Source organism: Pseudomonas sp. AO-1 (assembly GCF_019775695.1).
Lineage (GTDB): Bacteria > Pseudomonadota > Gammaproteobacteria > Pseudomonadales > Pseudomonadaceae > Aquipseudomonas > Aquipseudomonas parakoreensis.
The window spans coordinates 4,013,319-4,030,613 of record NZ_CP079947.1 but is presented as its reverse complement, the minus strand read 5'-3'; the positions used below and the strand labels follow the sequence as shown (position 1 = coordinate 4,030,613).

Annotated in this window: 19 protein-coding genes; 9 read left to right on the top strand and 10 right to left on the bottom strand. The window is 54.1% G+C overall.

Features of this window, described 5'->3' with window-relative positions; genetic code table 11:
• Positions 1-5 precede the first annotated feature (5 nt).
• From KVQ82_RS18430 to KVQ82_RS18420, 3 genes are all read left to right on the top strand, one after another.
• Positions 6-665: a DUF2931 family protein gene (locus KVQ82_RS18430; protein ID WP_222015093.1), complete on the top strand. Its 660-nt coding sequence runs from the start codon at positions 6-8 to the stop codon at positions 663-665.
• 31 nt (positions 666-696) lie between these two features.
• Positions 697-1,353, top strand: coding sequence for a DUF2931 family protein (locus KVQ82_RS18425; RefSeq protein ID WP_222015092.1), 657 nt, complete (start codon positions 697-699; stop codon positions 1,351-1,353).
• A 260-nt stretch (positions 1,354-1,613) separates the two neighbouring features.
• Positions 1,614-2,312, top strand: coding sequence for a hypothetical protein (locus tag KVQ82_RS18420; protein WP_222015085.1), 699 nt, complete (start codon positions 1,614-1,616; stop codon positions 2,310-2,312).
• A 371-nt stretch (positions 2,313-2,683) separates the two neighbouring features.
• On the opposite strand, the gene KVQ82_RS18415 is transcribed toward KVQ82_RS18420, so the two are convergent.
• From KVQ82_RS18415 to KVQ82_RS18385, 7 genes are all read right to left on the bottom strand, one after another.
• Entirely contained in the window at positions 2,684-3,889 is a 1,206-nt protein-coding gene (locus tag KVQ82_RS18415) for a PIN domain-containing protein (protein WP_222015083.1), read from the bottom strand.
• 135 nt (positions 3,890-4,024) lie between these two features.
• Entirely contained in the window at positions 4,025-4,642 is a 618-nt protein-coding gene (locus KVQ82_RS18410) for a hypothetical protein (RefSeq protein WP_222015082.1), read from the bottom strand.
• Positions 4,642-4,989: a hypothetical protein gene (locus KVQ82_RS18405; protein WP_222015079.1), complete on the bottom strand. Its 348-nt coding sequence runs from the start codon at positions 4,987-4,989 to the stop codon at positions 4,642-4,644. The genes KVQ82_RS18410 and KVQ82_RS18405 overlap by 1 nt, the downstream gene beginning before the upstream one ends.
• The gene (locus KVQ82_RS18400; protein WP_222015077.1) at positions 4,986-6,137 is read right to left on the bottom strand and encodes a hypothetical protein; all 1,152 of its coding nucleotides are present in this window, start codon (positions 6,135-6,137) and stop codon (positions 4,986-4,988) included. Before KVQ82_RS18400 ends, KVQ82_RS18405 begins: the two co-directional genes overlap by 4 nt.
• 310 nt (positions 6,138-6,447) lie before the next feature.
• Positions 6,448-7,554, bottom strand: a complete 1,107-nt coding sequence (locus KVQ82_RS18395) for a DNA alkylation repair protein (RefSeq protein ID WP_222015075.1) — start codon at positions 7,552-7,554, stop codon at positions 6,448-6,450.
• A 2-nt stretch (positions 7,555-7,556) separates the two neighbouring features.
• A complete protein-coding gene (locus tag KVQ82_RS18390) occupies positions 7,557-8,162 on the bottom strand; it encodes a glutathione S-transferase (RefSeq protein WP_115985012.1) in 606 nt (201 codons plus the stop codon).
• A gap of 61 nt (positions 8,163-8,223) precedes the next feature.
• Entirely contained in the window at positions 8,224-9,132 is a 909-nt protein-coding gene (locus KVQ82_RS18385) for a MurR/RpiR family transcriptional regulator (RefSeq protein ID WP_222015073.1), read from the bottom strand.
• Between the two features lie 539 nt (positions 9,133-9,671).
• Between KVQ82_RS18385 and KVQ82_RS18380 the strand changes: the two genes are divergently transcribed.
• From KVQ82_RS18380 to KVQ82_RS18370, 3 genes are all read left to right on the top strand, one after another.
• Positions 9,672-10,076, top strand: coding sequence for a TraR/DksA family transcriptional regulator (locus tag KVQ82_RS18380; protein ID WP_003225981.1), 405 nt, complete (start codon positions 9,672-9,674; stop codon positions 10,074-10,076).
• Positions 10,077-10,301: 225 nt separating this feature from the next.
• Positions 10,302-11,906 (top strand): methyl-accepting chemotaxis protein, encoded by a 1,605-nt coding sequence (locus tag KVQ82_RS18375; protein ID WP_222015071.1) that lies wholly within the window; start codon positions 10,302-10,304, stop codon positions 11,904-11,906.
• Positions 11,907-12,018: 112 nt separating this feature from the next.
• The gene (locus KVQ82_RS18370) at positions 12,019-12,219 is read left to right on the top strand and encodes a hypothetical protein (RefSeq protein ID WP_007966907.1); all 201 of its coding nucleotides are present in this window, start codon (positions 12,019-12,021) and stop codon (positions 12,217-12,219) included.
• Positions 12,220-12,225: 6 nt separating this feature from the next.
• On the opposite strand, the gene KVQ82_RS18365 is transcribed toward KVQ82_RS18370, so the two are convergent.
• Together KVQ82_RS18365 and KVQ82_RS31630 are read right to left on the bottom strand one after the other, a co-directional pair.
• Complete coding sequence (locus KVQ82_RS18365; protein ID WP_041062897.1) at positions 12,226-12,462, bottom strand: DUF2789 family protein; 237 nt, start codon at positions 12,460-12,462, stop codon at positions 12,226-12,228.
• A gap of 46 nt (positions 12,463-12,508) precedes the next feature.
• On the bottom strand, positions 12,509-12,784 hold the full coding sequence (locus tag KVQ82_RS31630; RefSeq protein ID WP_260687686.1) for a hypothetical protein: 276 nt from the start codon (positions 12,782-12,784) through the stop codon (positions 12,509-12,511).
• 423 nt (positions 12,785-13,207) lie between these two features.
• Between KVQ82_RS31630 and KVQ82_RS18360 the strand changes: the two genes are divergently transcribed.
• From KVQ82_RS18360 to KVQ82_RS18350, 3 genes are all read left to right on the top strand, one after another.
• A complete protein-coding gene (locus tag KVQ82_RS18360; RefSeq protein WP_222015070.1) occupies positions 13,208-13,657 on the top strand; it encodes a hypothetical protein in 450 nt (149 codons plus the stop codon).
• Between the two features lie 8 nt (positions 13,658-13,665).
• A complete protein-coding gene (locus tag KVQ82_RS18355) occupies positions 13,666-13,863 on the top strand; it encodes a hypothetical protein (RefSeq protein WP_108184379.1) in 198 nt (65 codons plus the stop codon).
• A gap of 128 nt (positions 13,864-13,991) precedes the next feature.
• Positions 13,992-15,005 (top strand): ABC transporter substrate-binding protein, encoded by a 1,014-nt coding sequence (locus tag KVQ82_RS18350; protein WP_222015068.1) that lies wholly within the window; start codon positions 13,992-13,994, stop codon positions 15,003-15,005.
• A gap of 122 nt (positions 15,006-15,127) precedes the next feature.
• Here KVQ82_RS18350 and KVQ82_RS18345 read toward each other — a convergent pair whose 3' ends face one another.
• The gene (locus KVQ82_RS18345) at positions 15,128-17,260 is read right to left on the bottom strand and encodes a TonB-dependent siderophore receptor (protein ID WP_222015065.1); all 2,133 of its coding nucleotides are present in this window, start codon (positions 17,258-17,260) and stop codon (positions 15,128-15,130) included.
• Positions 17,261-17,295: the final 35 nt, after the last annotated feature.

Genomic DNA, 17,295 nt, shown 5'->3' with positions numbered 1-17,295 from the left:
AGCCAATGAAACAACTCATAACGATACTTTGCGGTTTGCTGATCTCAGGGTGCCAAGAAACTGATCCACTCTCAGCCAAAAATGACCCGAAGTCGGAATGGTGGGAGCTGGCGTTTACTGAGCCGGACTATATGAAGGTTTGGGTTGAAAACAGCTCTGTTCAAGACATTAACGGCAGGATTTTCTACAAAACCGGCGGCGGCACCGCTGCTGGGGGAGAACCTGAAGATGGCACAGAGTCAGCCCGGGGGTGGACAGGCGGAGTGGGCGGCAGCGGGAGGAGGGTGATAGGAGCAGACCTGCCCGTTCGCATCTGGGTCCGTTGGCAATCAATCGTCGAGCAGAAAACCTGGCAAGCATGGGTAGATATTCCGGAAGAGGCTAGGCAGTTGATGGTGACGTCCGTCAATCAGCGCTGCCCGCGAACTCCCGATCGGCAAGCAAGATTCATGGCATCGGTTTATCTCGGTCTGGCTCCCGGCGGTGTTGTGCAGGTTTGGGTAAGAGACTCATGTCATCACCCGGTCAAGGTCGCGCGAGCACAGGCGGAAATTGAGCCACTGGGGCCGAGTCAAGGCAAGAACGAAGGGCGTTACGCCTATCCTGTGAGTGAAAAGGCCAAGCGGTATATCGACAAGTACGGCATTCCATATGGAAGTTGGTAGTCGTGACAAATACTTGAATGGATCATTTGTAATGAAAGCAACGATTGCACTGCTGGGCGCATTATTGTTGTCCGGCTGCCAAAGCAGTGGCCCAGAAACAGGCGAAAATGACCCTAAATATCCATGGTGGGAATTAGTATTCGTTCAGCCGAACTACATGAAGGTCTGGGTAGAGGACAGCTCCGTCCAAGACATCAATAACAGAGTCACCTTTAGAGCTGGCAAGAGCACTGCAGCCAGCGGAGAGCCCGATATCAGCACAGAGTCTGCCCGTGGTTGGGGGACGGTGTCGGGGAGCGGGATGCCTGTGACAGGCGCCGATCTTCCAAAACTGATCTTTGTCCGCTGGCAATCCATAACAGAGCAAAAAACCTACAAAGGCTTCATCGAAATTCCGGAAAAGGGCAGGCAACTGATGGTGAAGTCAACACACCAGCGATGTCCGGAAACACCGGAGAAAACTGCTCGCTTTATGGCGTCACTTTACGTGGGGCTCGCTCCGGGCGGCGTGCTCAAAACATGGGTTAGAGATTCATGTCGAAATCCGGTTGAGATTTCTCGCGGTCAAGGGGAGATAGAGCCTCTGGGGCCGGAACAAGGGAAGCACGGTGGTCGATATGCCTATCCGGTAAGTGAGAAGGCTAAACGATACGTCGAAAAGTACGGCATTCCGTATGGGAGTTGGTAGGGAAGAGGTAGTAGTCACTTCTCTTGCCTGCTTTCAGTGGCGTTGTCTGGAGTGAATCACATTTGACAGCCACAGAGTCAGTGCTGAGCTCAACGAAGTGCCGCTTTCGGCCAAAAGCGGACGCTCACCCGGCCTCCTCTGCAAGAATTAGGCGGTCAGAATCAGACTCGATTCACGACTAATCCATGCGCCGCTTCATGATCTGGGAACTGCTCGAGATCTGCTATCCTTGTCGACCAATTTCAAACTGACTGGCGGACATGGACCTTTTTATAATCGTTTTCTTAATTAGTTTTTTATTTTTTCAGGTACTTGGGCTTTTCACTTTCAAGCGCGAGATTCTATGGCTCTCTAGTGATTATGTGTGGCTTGGATTGGCAGCTATTTCGCTAATTTTCTACGCTCAGAAGGCTGAACAAGATAATGCTAAGCGAGTGTTACCAAACTATAATACGCACCTTAGCCAAATGCAAAAAATGACACAGTCCGATGTTCTTTTCAATTTGGGCCATCTTGACATAATGTATGAGTACGGCCCAGGAGAAGGCATCAAGAACAGCAATGAATATCGTTCTGATATTTTGTTATTAAAGCACCGCATTGAAGCACTCATCGAGCCAACGCAGGCTAAAGACTGGCCAGATAGAATGGAGCAGTTTTTTGACTGCGCCCAGATATCAGCGAATTTAGTGAGTGAAACGACGCGCCTCACGGCAGAAAGATTATGCGAAAAATTTGAATGGGTACATAAATCAAGAGAGGATAGAAATGCGGTAGCTAAAACCGCTAAAGGCGGGATCGCATCAGCCTTAGAAATTCACATCTACCCAATTTTCTTTGCTTTGGCGCTGGCCATTCGACTTGGCCGTACGACAGCAGATGTCCGTAGAAAGCAACCGGCAAAAACGCCTCTAACCGTACTAAAGCCCGATGATGCAGCCGATACCTCTGAGGCATAACTTTTAAACTTAATTAAGTCTAATTTTGCAGGCAGATCATATATCTATCTGTTATAGCGTCCGCTCATTCTGATCGCCCGATTCTTGCAGAGGAGGCCGGGCGAGCGTCCGCTTTTGGCGGAATGCGGACGGTCAGAAGCGACAGCTGTCAGCCAAAGCTTGCCCTTCACCCCGAGCTCGATCCGAACCTCAGATGTCGTTGTAAAGGTACAAAATGGATTTTACCTCATTGATTAATCTTTTGAGAATCAATATGTTTATGAACAAATTGAATAAGATCTAGGAGCGGCAAATTTCCTTGCCTGCCCCTCCTTTTTACCACGTATTTATCGATAATAGGTGTTTAGGTACAGCGCATTTTGCAGGAGCGACTAAATTAACTCATCGCTAAGGAACTGAGATATTCTACGGGCATAATAACGTTGCTTCATTCGTAAAGATTTTCGCCGTCTCACTGAAAAACTTAAACGGCCCTTATATACTTCAATCACTGATGGGGTTGAGGAAGACTCTGCTTCGGATAACTTTTCGCGCAAATTTTTTATTATGACGTCCATCTTGGCGATGGCTTCCTCAATCATTATTTCTTGTTGCTGATAATACTCCGCACCGTACTTTCTCGATATGGCGTTATCTACATCAACTTCACTAGCCTCGTCTTCAGTTGACGATAGATCTCGATCCTTAATTGAGGGTTGCTTTTCATTGATGAACGTATCCCTCACCTCCTCGACAGCTGCGGAAGAGGTTTTTTGGTGAAGGTACTCATTAGCAAGCTTCAAAAAACTGTGAGTCGAGTATATGTAAAAGTCCTTGCCAGTGACTTCAAGAAATTCATCCATCAGTCCAGGTAAAGGTCCGATAGTTTTCCCGCCGCATATTGACCACCAATCCTCTTTTCGCTCACCGGTGACTAAGATCACCGAGCTGGACGACTCTCTTGCCTTGTCTAATATCTGCTTCCAAAAAATCAGATCTCCATAGCGTTTATAAATTTCCTTTACCAGCATCGACCCCTTATGTTTGTCCTTGTCTTCAAACCCAGGCGGGATTTTCTGAAGGTATCTAATATCGCCCTCTATCACTAGAGCATCTAGTTCTTCAGTGGAATACTTTGGCCCAACTTTTCCCTCTAATAGCTCGCCAAGTCTCGCTTTGACATCATCATCTGTGATTCGACCCTCATGAAAATCTTTTCTGTTTTTTAATTCATCTAAAACTTTTTCTGTAGAAATGCAGAATTCATCGTAAATATCTCTCGATACAAATGGATGCCGGGTTGGCATCTCTAGCTCTGTCTTGAATTCTTCGAGCGTAGCAATCGCCGAAGTATAAAGCTTCGATTGGTCGTGTACGATCTTTGCCCGATTATCCAGATACTCAAGCATGACTTGGTACGGAATCCACAATCTTTCACCAAGGGATTCTATAACTTGGTAAAGTGCATCCCGAGTTTCATCGGAGTATTTATACAGCCCAGTCAAAACATTTGTGTCAAAAACAAATATGCACTCCGCCCACAATTTTACTATTCTTTCGTTGTCGCTAGCGAAATGACTTGGAAATAATGACTTCATAAAATTGCACCCTTAATTCCATTTCTCTTGGTTTTTAGCTTATTAATTTATGCCTGAAAGGGCCTATAACTAGGAATGCAGGCGCCTGAATCCCTATCCCTTTAGGATCGATTTAATAAAGCGAGCGCCGCACTTTTACATGTTTCTGTCTTTTGGATCAAAGTGTAAAGGAATATTGTAGTGAGTAACAAAGTAATCCCTGCCAGACTTGACATGTTTTCCGACAGTTTTAAAATCCAAGTCCTGCTCGTCGTACGGAGCGATGATAAGCTCGGGGTAAAACTCTTTCAGTCTCGATCGCCATTCGTTTGTAACACTCAACGCGTCCACATTGAAGTTATATATCAGAAAGGCTCCTCGATCCTCATCTTTCATTCCAGTAGAATATCTAGAGTTCAGTTGCTCCCAACCTCTTTGAAGATTCATGTAGTCTTTGTGAATCTTAGCTTCTGCAAGCCACAAGTAGTCCTCGTATTCGATGCTAATATCAACGTGGCCGCCAATCATGACATCATGGCGAGCGCCAAATCCCCATCCTTTGAAATGTGAAATGATATGGAAGGTTATTTGGTCTTCAGATTGCTCTTGAAAGTAATTGCTGCTTCTAACCATTTCCTTGGTTATCTGGCATAACTTTGTCTCAATAGCACTAACAAAATCTCCGTAACATTCAATCGAATCGCTCAATGTAGATCGAAGTATTGGCATTAAGTCTATTTTTTTTGATGCGGACTTTATATTGAGGTTAGTCATCAGAGCACCAAAAATTCTATCGCTATACTTTCTTCGGAAACACTTTCAATCGGCATTTTTGTTTCTGGGTGGGAAAGTACACCTGTCAGCAAATAGTGCTTTATATACTTAGGCGGGATAAATAGTGGTCGACCGTTTTCGTCTTCGTAATAAAATTCTTTTTCAAGCACGCCTACTGATTTATTGCAAAGCAGTTCAATTCTCAGTGCTAATTCGCAGGTTTCTATTGGAGAGAACAATCTTTGCAAGGCCGCGAAAGTTAAAGTTTGTTTCTTGTAGCCAATAAGCGTCCTTTTAGCGTCGTCAATCAAAACGACAGCTTCTTGGCTATCAGGATTAATTCTCATGGCATCCTTGCAAACGTCATTAAACGACCGTAGGTGAAGTTAAACGACGAACGGCCAGTACACCCCAGAATGATGGCATGATCAATGCTTGCACTGCTGAGAGCGCGGTAGCTGCCAGGGATTGAAAGAATTGGCTCGTCATCACTCATAGTGATTCTCCAACTGACATTCAGTTTGTAGATGTCAATTGTATCAGGAGTGGGCGCGGATGCTATCGCAACCATAGCTCCTGCATGCCATGTTTCGCTCCTCAAATCCGCAGAGTTTCGCTTCATTTTCTCGGTTTTCATCGAGTTTCCGAGCATCGTTACAAAGCCCAACTCACAGACGTTACCTTCCTTCGAGTTATAAATTTTCTGAATAACAGGAAAAAAATTTAATTCACTTGGTATCACAAATGAACTATTACTTCTCAATAGGCACGTATTAATAATAGATCGATATTCTTTTGATCGAATTAAGATTTCATTCGAATTTAAAATAGTGCCGCCGGGCTTAGTAATGTCCAGAATCATTTCTATAGTTGGTGAGAAAGAAGCGCTGTTGCCTGACCAACGAAATCTGATGGTGTCGATTTGCTCGTGAAGGGCTGTACGAATTCCTACCACCTTTGAATAACCATCGAGTTTCTCAACAGCTTGGGTGTCTGCTGGAGAGATCGCTATGGTCTCTCTTATTTGATACTCCCTTATCGATGAGAATACGAACGATATGCCACCGGCCTGGCGGTAGACCTTGCGCAGCATTGTTTTGCCGTTAAAGGAGGGTAGCTCGTGTTTATCCAAAAGACCTGGAAAAGTAGCCGGGTGATCTCTGCGAACTCCTACGTGCTTGAGGTTTTTCCTAAAGTCAGCCGCTAAGTCCTGAATCTTCCCGGGCTTTGAATTTGAAAAATCAAATATGAATATTGCCTTTGAGGAATACCGAAAATATTCGGATACCCATGATTTTATAGCCTCTAGCGAACTGATTACGGCAGATGTAATTTTTGGATTTTCAGCAATGTCTGTTAATGCTGCTACGGTTTTCGACCACGAGTTTGATACTGGTAGATCTAATTCTCGTAATTTAGAGGCAAAATCTGGCAGAGGGATTCTTTTGTCTATGTTTGCAATACAAGACGTGAATTCAGTTGCGTCGAAAACCATTAGCAAAAAATCCCTTTAAGCAGGTGAGCTGGCTAGCACGCAGCCAAAAGGCTTTTCTACCATTGAGTCACTTAAAATGAAAGCAAAATGCCACTTCAGCGATCAGTGGAAAATCCTGATGCTAAATTCGTCAACGAAAACGATGCTGCTCCGACTAGCGGGGCTCACGAAAGCTGGAAGTGTTACTTAAACGATCAGCGCCTTAAAGAGGTGATCCGTACCCATCTGTCCGCTTTTGGCCGAAAGCAGCCCCATCCGTAACTCCCTTTCACTCCTAGTACCGCCAGATCAACAGAACCTATCAGTGGTATCAATCAGCAACAATCTCAAACGCACCACTCCCCAAAACCTCCCCATTCACCAAAACCCTAACCCCATGCCGCCCCACAAAATGCTTCCGCGTCGTAAAATCTTTAATCACCTGCCGCCTCCCCACAACCACCTCCCCAAACCCCGGCAACTCCACCGTCTTCAACTTGAAAACCTTCCCCGAAACCCCGCCATTCGCCTTCACATAGTCAATCGCATAATCAATCACCAACCGCTGTTCATGCGCCACCGTCGACTTCACCGTAAACGACAACGTAATCGCTTCACCCAACCGAACCACCGCCGGCTCAACCCGCACATCCAGCAACTCCACCTCAGCCTTGGCTCCCGCACCAATCACCGTCAGCGCGCGCAGATCTCCCTGTTTGATCAAACTGCGCAACGCATGCTTGGCAATCCACGCCGTGTGTTTGTTCTCCAGTGGCCAGCCTTCAATCGTGTCCAGCACCCATTCCGGATGCTCTTTGGTCACGTCGTTCAGATGGTTCGCCACGGACTTGCGTACGTACAAACTCTCATCGGCTTTCAACCGATCGAGGATTCCGGCGGTCAGTTGCGGGTTGGCTTGCACGGCTTCGAGGCGGAATGACCAGGGCAGGCGGGGGCGGGTGCCTTCGCTGGCGAGGCGGCGGACGTGGTGGTTTTGGTCTTGGGTCCAGTCGTGCATGAGTTCCAGCGAGCGTTCGAGGTCGTTGCGCAGGAAGTGGCGGATGGCGAATTCGGAGGAGCCGAAGGTTGTGAAGTATTTCAGTGCTTGCATGGAGGTATCGAAGGCGTGGCCGCCGTAGCTGGCGACGTAGTGCGGCAGGCACATGCTGACGAATCCGCTGTTGAGGCGGGGGGCGAGTTCGCGCAGGACTTCGAGGGAATCTTCGTAGTCCAGTGGCAGCACGGCATGCAGGCTTTCGCTGACGCGGGCCATGCGTTGCATCACCGACAATTCCGCCAACCCTTGGTTGGCATGCTTGAGAAACGCCTTGGCCTTGAACGCCGGGTACACGGCGCTCATTTCGCTGGCGATGTGTTGCAGGCGTTCGGCGTTGAAGATTTCCTTTAACGCCGGGGCGGCGGTGTCGGTGGTGCTCATGGTCAGGTCATCGGGGTGCTGACGAACGCTTCGAGGGTTTCGGCGTACGCGGTGTATTGGGCGATGTGCGGGTAGCGGCGGGTGTCGATCTGGTCGGGGACGACGAGGCCGGTGAAGCTCCAGGCGACGGCGAGACTGATGCCAGCCTGGGTCAGGGTGCCGTCGGTGGGCAGGCCGGTTTTTTCCAGTTCCTGTTCGAGGGCGGTGAAGGCGGCGGCGAGTTGGCCTTCGACGCGTTCGACCCACGGCTGGTATTGAATGTCGGCCGGGCGCAGGTTGCGTTCGTAGTAGAGTTGCACGGCTTTTTCACAGGCGGCGAGGCTGAGGCCGATCAGGCGCAGGGCGTGGGCGCGTTGTTTGAGGTCGCTCGGCAACAGGCTTTTGCCGCTGGCGGCTTCGAGGTAGTCGAGGATGAGGGTGGAGTCCATCAGCACCACGCCGTCGTCGAGGATCAGCGTGGGTGCCTTGACCACCGGGTTGATCTGCTGGAATTGCTCGAAGTGGCGGAACACCGAGACCGATTCATGTTCGAGGTCGATGCCCAGGCGTTTGGCGGAGATCGCCACGCGGCGCACGTAGGGGGAGTCCAGCATGCCGATCAGTTTCATGACGCGTTCCTTCAAGTCGAACCGGTGGGAAGGCATAACCTAGCCGAGCCTGAGGCAAATGTCAGTCGTCAAACCCGGCCTGCTCGTGAATCTCATCCACATTCAATTCCAGCCGATACGCCACCGCCACGAACAACGCCTGACACAAACACAAGGTCGCACTCAGTGAACGGAACGCCAGTGCGCTGCCCTCATTCACCAGCAGCAGGCTGTTGGCGTTTTTGGCCAATGGCGAGAGGTGGCTGTCGGTGAGGATCAGGGTGTTGGCCTGTTGCTGGCGGGCGTAGCGCAGGCAGTGTTGGGTTTCCTTGGCATACGGGGTGAAGCTGATGGCGATGACCAAATCACCGCTACGCACGCTGCGCATCTGTTCGCGATAACTGCCGCCCAGCCCGGAAACCAGGTGAATCCGCTTGTGAGTGTGTTGCAAGTTGTAAACGAGGTAGTCGGCGACGGCGAAGGAGCGGCGCACGCCGACCACATAGATGTTGTCGGCGTTGACGATCAGATCGACGGCTTTTTCGAAGGCGATGTCATCGAGTTCGCGGCCCAGGCGTTCGATGCCGGAGCGGGTGGCGTCGATGCATTCGCGGGCGAGGTCGCCGTCGCTGGCCTGCTGCGACTGGTTGGCGATCATGCTGCGGATGCGCTGCTGGTAGTTGTGCACCGGCGAGGCTTTGTGGGTGTAGGCGGTGCGGAACAGCGCCTGCATTTCGCTGAAGCCACTGAAGCCGAAGCGCTGCGAGAAACGCACGATGGCGGAGGGATGCACCTCGCATTCGCGGGCGATGTCGCTGATGCGATCGACCATGATCCGCTCGCTTTGCTGGCTCATGTAGCTGGCGATGCGTTTGAGTTGGCGCGGCAGGGTGTCGTATTCGTCGGTGATCAGTTGCAGCAGACGCTCGGCATTGATCGGGGGGCTGGCGAGGGCAGGCTCGTCGTTGGCCGGCAGATCGGGGCGGGGCATAAGTCTTCCTTCAGGCTGATCAAATCACACTGTGGCGAGGGAGCTCGCTCCCGCTGGACTGCGCAGCAGGCCCAAAGTTGGGGGCCGCTTCGCGACCCAGCGGGAGCAAGCTCCCTCGCCACAGTTATTTACGGTGTGCCTGATGATAGGCGGGGTGCGGGGAGTTGGCAGGGGAGATTTCCGGCGTCTGCGCAGCTGAAACGATGCACCGCGCGGGCGGCATGGCTGAAAAAAATGCGACCAACTGCCGCTCGGTTAGCCGTTTGTCTTCTATATACAGCCGTTGGACTGAATTTCTTGCTATAAACGCACTCCGATGACCGCCATGACGCCTGTGTCAGAGCTGTTTACGGGGCTTGTCGGACAAATTCCCGGTATTTACAGTTGCTGAGGCCTCAAACGGGCCTTAGACTGCCGCCCCTTCGTAAATTGAGTGCCGGGTGGCGTTTGCAATAAACGATGCCTTTTCGTCGACCGGACACGGTTCGCCGGAACGCTCCCTATTTCGCCTTAATGCACGTTTTTTTATAGAGATATCAATGACAAAGGACAAGTTGCTGGCCATGCCGGCAGATGACTACATGAATGCCGAGCAACACGCTTTCTTCACTGAGCTGTTGCAGAACATGAAAGTCGAAACCCATGAGCGCATTGAGCAAAACCGTATCGCCATCGAAAGCCTGGACACTCCGGCCGACCCGGCGGACGCGGCTTCGGTTGAAGAAGAGCGCACCTGGCTGGTGAACGCGATCGATCGCGACCAGCGCATGCTGCCGCAACTGGAACAAGCCCTTGAGCGCATCAAGGAAGACAGTTTTGGCTGGTGCGACGACAGCGGCGAGGCCATCGGCCTGAAACGCCTGCTGATCAGCCCGACCACCAAATACTGCATCGAAGCTCAAGAGCGTCACGAGCAGATCGACAAGCACCAGCGTCAGGCCTGATTCCATGGTTGCCCCCTGAATCGGGGGCGCCTGCAAAAGATCGCAGCCTTCGGCAGCTCCTACACGAGCTGACGGGGCTGCGATCTTTGCTTTTGCTCGTCTGCGATATCTTGCGCACCGTTCCATTGACCTGCTGCAGACTCCACGACTAACGGACCATGGATAATGGCGTTCTAGTGGCGTTTAATGCAGTCACAACAATGAGAACACGCGTGGGGTGTTGATATGACGAGAGATGGATCTCTGGTTGGGGCTTTGCCCGCACCAGTGCTGTTGCCGAAAAACCGCTGGATCGCTCCGACCCTGCAAAGCATCGCCCTGATGCTGTTGCTTGCCGGCATGACGCTGGGTGGAGGGTCGCTGTACATCGGCCTGCCGCTGGCGGTGCTGATTGTCTGGCTGCCGCGCCTGCGCTCGCGTGCCATCCCCGATGTTGCCCCTGTCGATGCCGGCAGCGCGATTTCCGAACTCACTCGCGACCTTTCCTACACCACCAGTCATAACGCGCTGTCAGCCGCCGGTGTGGCGTTTTCCGTCAAGCAACTGGCGAGCAAACTGGAATCGCAACTCGACGCGGCGGCGCAGATTGTCAGCAACGCCGAAGTGATGATCGCCACCGAACACGCCACCTCGCAGCTCAGCCGTGAAGCGCTGGACGCCGCCAGTGAAGCGCATCACAGCAGCGCGGCGGGGCGCACCGAACTGGTGGATTCGATTGCGCGCATGCATCAACTCAGTCAACGCGCCAACGCCAGCCGTGAGTTGATCGAAGCCTTGAGCCTGCGCAGCGACGACATTCAACGGGTGACGCTGGTGATTCAGTCCATCGCCAGCCAGACCAATCTGCTGGCGCTGAATGCGGCGATTGAAGCGGCGCGGGCCGGCGAGCATGGCCGGGGTTTTGCGGTGGTGGCGGATGAGGTACGCGGTCTGGCGGCGCGCACGGCGTCGGCGACGGGCGAGGTCGGCGAGATGGTCGCCGACATTCAGCAGCGCACCGCGCAAGTGGTGGAGCAGATCCGCGAGCTGTCCAGCGATCTGCAGACCGGCGTCGAGCAGGTCGAGAACACCGGTCAGCATCTGGAAAACATCGCCCGGTTGGCCGCCGGGGTGGAAGGTCAGGTCGGCGAAATCGCCCGGGGTGCGGAAACCAATCGCGAGCAGCTCGACAGCCTGTTCAAGGCCATCGAACAAATGCGCAGCGATCTGGCGATCAGCGATCAGCAGACCCGGCGCCTGGCCGAGGCCGCCGTGCAGATGGAAGGCCAGGCGGAAACCATCAGCGAGCGCCTGGCCGAAGTTGGTCTGGATGACTATCACCAGCGCGTCTATGACCTGGCGCGTGAGGGCGCGAGTCAGATTGCTGCGCGGTTCGAGGCGGATGTCGAGCAGGGGCGGATCAGCCTTGAGGATTTGTTCGACCGTCAATATCAGCCGATTCCCGGAACGCAACCGCCGAAGTTTCAGACCCGGTTCGACCGCTACACCGATCAGGTGCTGCCGGCGATTCAGGAGCCGTTGCTGCCGCGTCATGAGGGGTTGGTGTTCGCCATCGCCTGCACGCAACAGGGCTATGTGCCGACGCACAACCTGGCGTTCAGTCAGCCGTTGACCGGTGACGCGCAGGTCGACGCGGTGGGCAACCGCACCAAGCGCAAGTTCGCTGACCGCACCGGGATTCGCTGCGGCAGTCATCAGCAAGCGGTGCTACTGCAGACTTACACCCGCGATACCGGCGAGTTGATGCATGACCTGTCGGTGCCGATCATGGTCAAGGGCCGGCATTGGGGTGGTCTGCGCCTGGGCTATAAACCGGAGAGTCCGCGCTGATCGATTGTTACCGCTGGCGCAATGAATCTGTGCACGGGCGTTGCTGTTTCCTCTGCGACGAAGTCATTAACATGGCTATTAGTTAGGTAGCTAATGAAATCGAGAGGTCAATATGTGCAGAGTCGATGTCGCGGTGATGATTGGCAGTGGTGTGCCCGCCGGATTGCGCGCGATGGGCCAGAGTGTCTGCTGGGTGGTGCTGCTCAACGGTGAGCGGCGCGGCACTGCGTTCGCCAGTCGCGACGAGGCGGAGGAGTGCAAGGCTGCCTGGCTCGCGCAACTGATGGCCGAGCCTGGCGACAGCCTGCACTGACATTTATTAACGTCCGTCGTGCAGGCGTACGTTCAACTCATCGACCATCACCGCTTCTTCGCCGTCGGCGCGCAACCACTCTTTCAGAAGTTGCGCCTGTTGCGGCGTCCAGAACTCGGCATCAATCAACTTGGTGTTGGCGTCCAGCGGATGCGCTTCGATGAAATCGTCGATTGCCTCGTTTTCCGAAGGCAGGCCCAGTTGGTCGAACAGGGTTTTCAGATCATAGGCTGGCAGTTCCATCGTTTACTCCTTTTGCGTTGGCCGGAATGGCGCTGTCGCTCGCTCTTTATCTGAGGCGGCCGTTGGACAAGAGTTCGATTCGTGATTCAAGCGAGCGGGCAAGGGCGCATGCTTCGTTATGATCTTCGCGGAAACCTCTTACACGACCGGTGGATGATTCTTTGATATGAAAGAACGCGTTGCCCGCCGGAACTACCTGAAATCGAGGTCTGTGATTGCCTGGTCCGTGCTCCGCCAGTTCAGCCAAATCGGTACCTCGCAGCACGAACGGCGAGTCAATGCCAAGGTTGGAAGGCTGGGCAAAGTGAGTCAGAGTGCACATATGAAGTCCTTTTCATGAGATAGCCGACGGTTACAGGTCGGTTCGGGTAGTCGGAAGGAGCATCGCTGCTCTAGAATCGCCAGTGTCTGTTGGCGACAGGTGCCTATCTAAAGCAATTTTTTACCGGCGATATGTCGGAAAAGGGCTTTTTTTCGTCAGTTTTTTCCCTAAAGTTTGTAGTTCCTCTTCGTTGCGCCTCATTGAAGATTTTTCCTTCAAGGTTTGGCGAACGTCGAGGCAAGTTTCTCGCCTGACTTTCCAGTAGTCTTGCGAACCCTTGATGAATGAGCGTTCTGCTTGTTTCAGGTGTGTTGAAGTCGTTCGGTAACAGCATCGGCCTGGCCGTTTTTTTTGCCGTGCGCGTTTTGGCGCAGGGTACTTTTCAGATGTGGGGATGTTTCTTTGGCAGTCAGTAATCTCGATATGCATGCTTTGTTCGTGTTGGGTGATTTGCGTGCAAAGCTGGTCAAGCTGTTTCAATCGCGTTTTGTTTACATCACCGAACAGAACGCCGAAGGTATTTACGTGGCCGAGATCGACACCGAAAGTGCATTGGTGGTCGATGACAAACCGGGGCTCAAGCTCAAGGTCGGCGATCATTTCAGCGCGGCGGTGCTGCCCAGCCGTGAAGGCGGCAAGATGGACATCCGCTTTCGCGAAATCAAACTGACGGTGTACGGCCTGGGCGATTATGCCTTTGTCGAGACAGCGGAGGGTCACGCGATCCTGTTCAAGGAAGGCCACAGCGTGGTGACGGTGTTTGCCGCGCATCAGCAATTGCAGGAAGGCCTGACCAAAACCCTGAAAGCGGTCACCGGCAAAGCCGCGAAGTGGCGCAAGGGCGAGCTGGTCACGTTCAAGGCCAGCGAGTGACTGGCGATTTGAATCGCGCTGACTTCCATTCCCGGCACCTCGACCGAGCACGTGAAGAGGCTTTGCGGCTGTTCAACGCCAAAGCCGGAATGCAAGGCGCGTGGCTGAACTGGGTGGCTGCGCAGATCTACACCTTGCGGCCTGCGGAATACGCCAGCATGGTCAGACGCGAGCTGCAAAGCTTGCAGGAAAAGTCTGAAACGTAACCTCGTCGGGATAGGGTCCCGGAAAAAGCAGGAACCTCGGCTACAGTCAGTTGACTGAGTATTCAGAGGCTTGCGGTCTTCTGCCAGGCCATCCTGCTATTGCTGTGAACAGCACGAGGTGCAAAAGCATGAAAGGATTTCGACGGCTACTGGCCGCCAGCATGGTCACGTTTGGTGTACTGACATCGGCACAACCGGTGACGGCGGCGCAAACGCCCATCCATTTTGCCGACCTGAACTGGGAAAGCGGCAGCCTGATCACCGATGTCCTGCGGATCATCGTCGAGAAAGGTTACGGCTTGCCGACGGATACGCTGCCGGGCACCACCATCACCCTGGAAACGGCGCTGGCCAACAATGACATTCAGGTCATTGGCGAGGAGTGGGCCGGACGCAGTCCGGTGTGGGTCAAGGCCGAGGCGGAGGGCAAGGTCGCCAGTCTCGGTGATACGGTCAAGGGCGCTACGGAAGGCTGGTGGGTGCCGGAGTACGTGATCAAGGGTGACCCGGCCAAGGGTATCAAGCCGCTGGCGCCAAATCTGCGCAGCGTCAGTGACCTGAAGCAATACAAGGACGTGTTCAAGGACCCGGAAAACCCGAGCAAGGGCCGTTTTCTCAACAGCCCGATTGGCTGGACCTCGGAAGTGGTGAACAAGCAGAAGCTGACCGCTTATGGCCTGCAGGATGACTACACCAACTTCCGCAGCGGGTCGGGTGCGGCGCTGGATGCCGAGATCAGTTCTTCGATCCGCCGGGGCAAACCGGTGCTGTTCTATTACTGGTCGCCGACGCCATTGCTGGGCAAATTCAAACTGGTGCAGCTGGAAGAGCCACCGTTCGATGCCGAGGCGTGGAAGACCCTGACCGATGCCGATAACCCCAATCCGAAACCGACCCGTTCGCTGGCATCGAAGCTGTCGATTGGCGTGTCTACGCCGTTCCAGAAGCAGTATCCGCAGATCGCGGCGTTCTTCAGCAAGGTGGATTTCCCGATCGAGCCATTGAACAAGGCGTTGGCCGATATGAGCGAGAAACACACTGCGCCGCGCCTGGCGGCAGAAGCGTTCATGAAGGCGCATCCAGAGGTGTGGCAGGCGTGGCTGCCGAAGGATGTGGCGGAGAAGGTCTCCGCCAGTTTGTAATCGCTCTCTGTAGGAGCTGCCGCAGGCTGCGATCTTTTGATCTTGATCTTAAAATCAAAGTCAAAAGATCGTCCGATCGCGGCCCGAGCCTGCGGCAGCTCCTACAAGGCATCGGGTTAAGTTCAGAACCTGGTCTGCACCGCCAATTCAAAGGTGCGCGGCGTACCCAGATAGTAAGCCGGTGATACATGCGCAAACTCGGCGTACACCTCGTTGGTCAGGTTGCGCACCCGACCGGTAACGGTGGTGTGCGAGTCGACCTTGTAGCTGAGGAAGCTGCCGAACAGCGTGTACGACGGCACGGTCATGGTGTTCGCCGTGTCCGCATACACCGACGCCACATACCGCGCATCGACCCCACCTTGCCATTGCGGCGAAAAATCATAAGTCAGCCACAGATTGCCGACCCGGTCCGGGACGTTGGTTGGCGTGTTGCCCTTGCGTGAAACCACCGCGCCGGCGGCGTTCTTTTCGGTGAAGTCATCGTACTGCGCATCGACCCAGGCGAAGTTGCCTTCGGCCAACAGCTTGTCGGTGATCCGCAAGGAGCTGGCGATCTCGATGCCTTTCGAGGTTTGCTGACCGACCGGAATACTGCTGGTCGGGTCCAGCGGGTCAGTCACGGCGAAGTCCTTGCGCTCGATGGTGTAGGCGGCAACTGTCGCCGAGCCACGGCCATTGAGGTAGTCGAACTTGCTGCCGATTTCCCACTGTTTACCGGTTGAAACATCGAAGTCCTGCGTGCCGTTCGGTTGTTCGGCGGCGGTGCTGTATTGCACGTAGACGTTGGCCGACGGGATGAACTGGTAGGTCAGGCCGACGCGCCCGGTGACCGGCTCCCAACTCCGTTTGAGGTGCTTGGGATTGGTCGCTGTCACCGTGCGATGGTTGGTCACGTCGAGGTCGATGTCGTCGTAGCGCAGGCCGGTGAGCAGCGCCAGCTTGTCGGTCAGGGCCAGACGGTTTTCCGCGAATAGCGCTTTGGTCGTGACTTCGTTGGTCTTGTCGCTGATCAGCGCCGGGTTGGTGCCGGGAATATCGTAGAAATGCCCCGGGCGGTAGTTGTTCGGATCGACGGTGCTCGCGCCTTTGATATTCAGCGGCGAGTTGGTGGTCTGGTTGACCTTGTACTCGAAACCACCGGACCACGTCGTGTCGATACCGAAAAACCTGTTGTCGTGGCGCAGTTCGAACTGGTTGCCGTTCTGCTCACCCTGATGCCGCACTTGATACGCGGTGGAGCGGTTCACCGCCGTGTTGTCAGCGTTGTACTGATAGGTCTCGAGGTTGCGGTAGTCGCGCTGGCTGTCGAGGTGATACAGCGTGTTGCGCAGGGTGGTGCTGTCGTTGATCCGGTAATCGATGATCGAGCGCACCCAGATCGTGCGCTGTTCGTAGCGCCCGTCCTCGACGTTGTAGTTGTTGAAGCGGTTGTGTTTGTCGATCTTCAACTCGCCAGCCTTGGGGTTGAGCACCGGCGTGCCCCAGTACGGGCTGTCTTCGTGTTCGTCTTGATATTCCAAGGCCAGCGTGTGCGACAGATCCGGCGTAAGGTCGCTGAGCAACGAAAACGCCACGCTCCAGGCATCGCGTTCCTGGCGATCAATGTAGCCGTTGCTGGTGTTGTGGCTGACATCGAGGCGCGCGTAGTGCTGCACGTCGGCGTTCGGTTCGGTCAGCGCATGGTTGAGGCCGAACGCGGTTTCGGTGGTGTCATAGCTGCCGTAGCTGACGCGGCCTTCGACCGCTTGTTCTTCGCGGGTTGCCAGTCTGGTCACGTAGTTCAACGAGCCACCGACCGAGCCTGCACCGTTGATCAGCGACGACGGGCCGCCCACCAGTTCGACTCGATCATAGATCCACGCATCCACCGGCCGGGCGAGGCCGCCGGAGACGTTGATGCCGTTGAACATCTGGGTGATCTGGCTGCTGGTGAAACCGCGATAGGAGACGAATCCGCCAAAGCCTGGCGGTGCGCTGGCATTGACCCCCGGCAGCGTGTTGGCGGCGTCCTGAAAGTTCTGCGCGCCGTGGCGTTCGATGTCGTTGCGGTTGGCGACGGCCACTGACGCAGATGTGTCGCGCACGCTCAAGCCGAGACGCGAAGCCATGCCGCTGGATTGATCGAGGCTCAGGCCCGGTTCGCTGGTGGATTCGCCGTCGATGGTGATCGGCGCCAGATCCACGGTGGATTGCGCCCAGGCGTTAAGGGACAGGCAGCCGCACAGGTTCGCCAGTAGAGGAATATGTTTCATCGTTGAATCCTGAATGCTTGTCTAGGAGTCAGCGC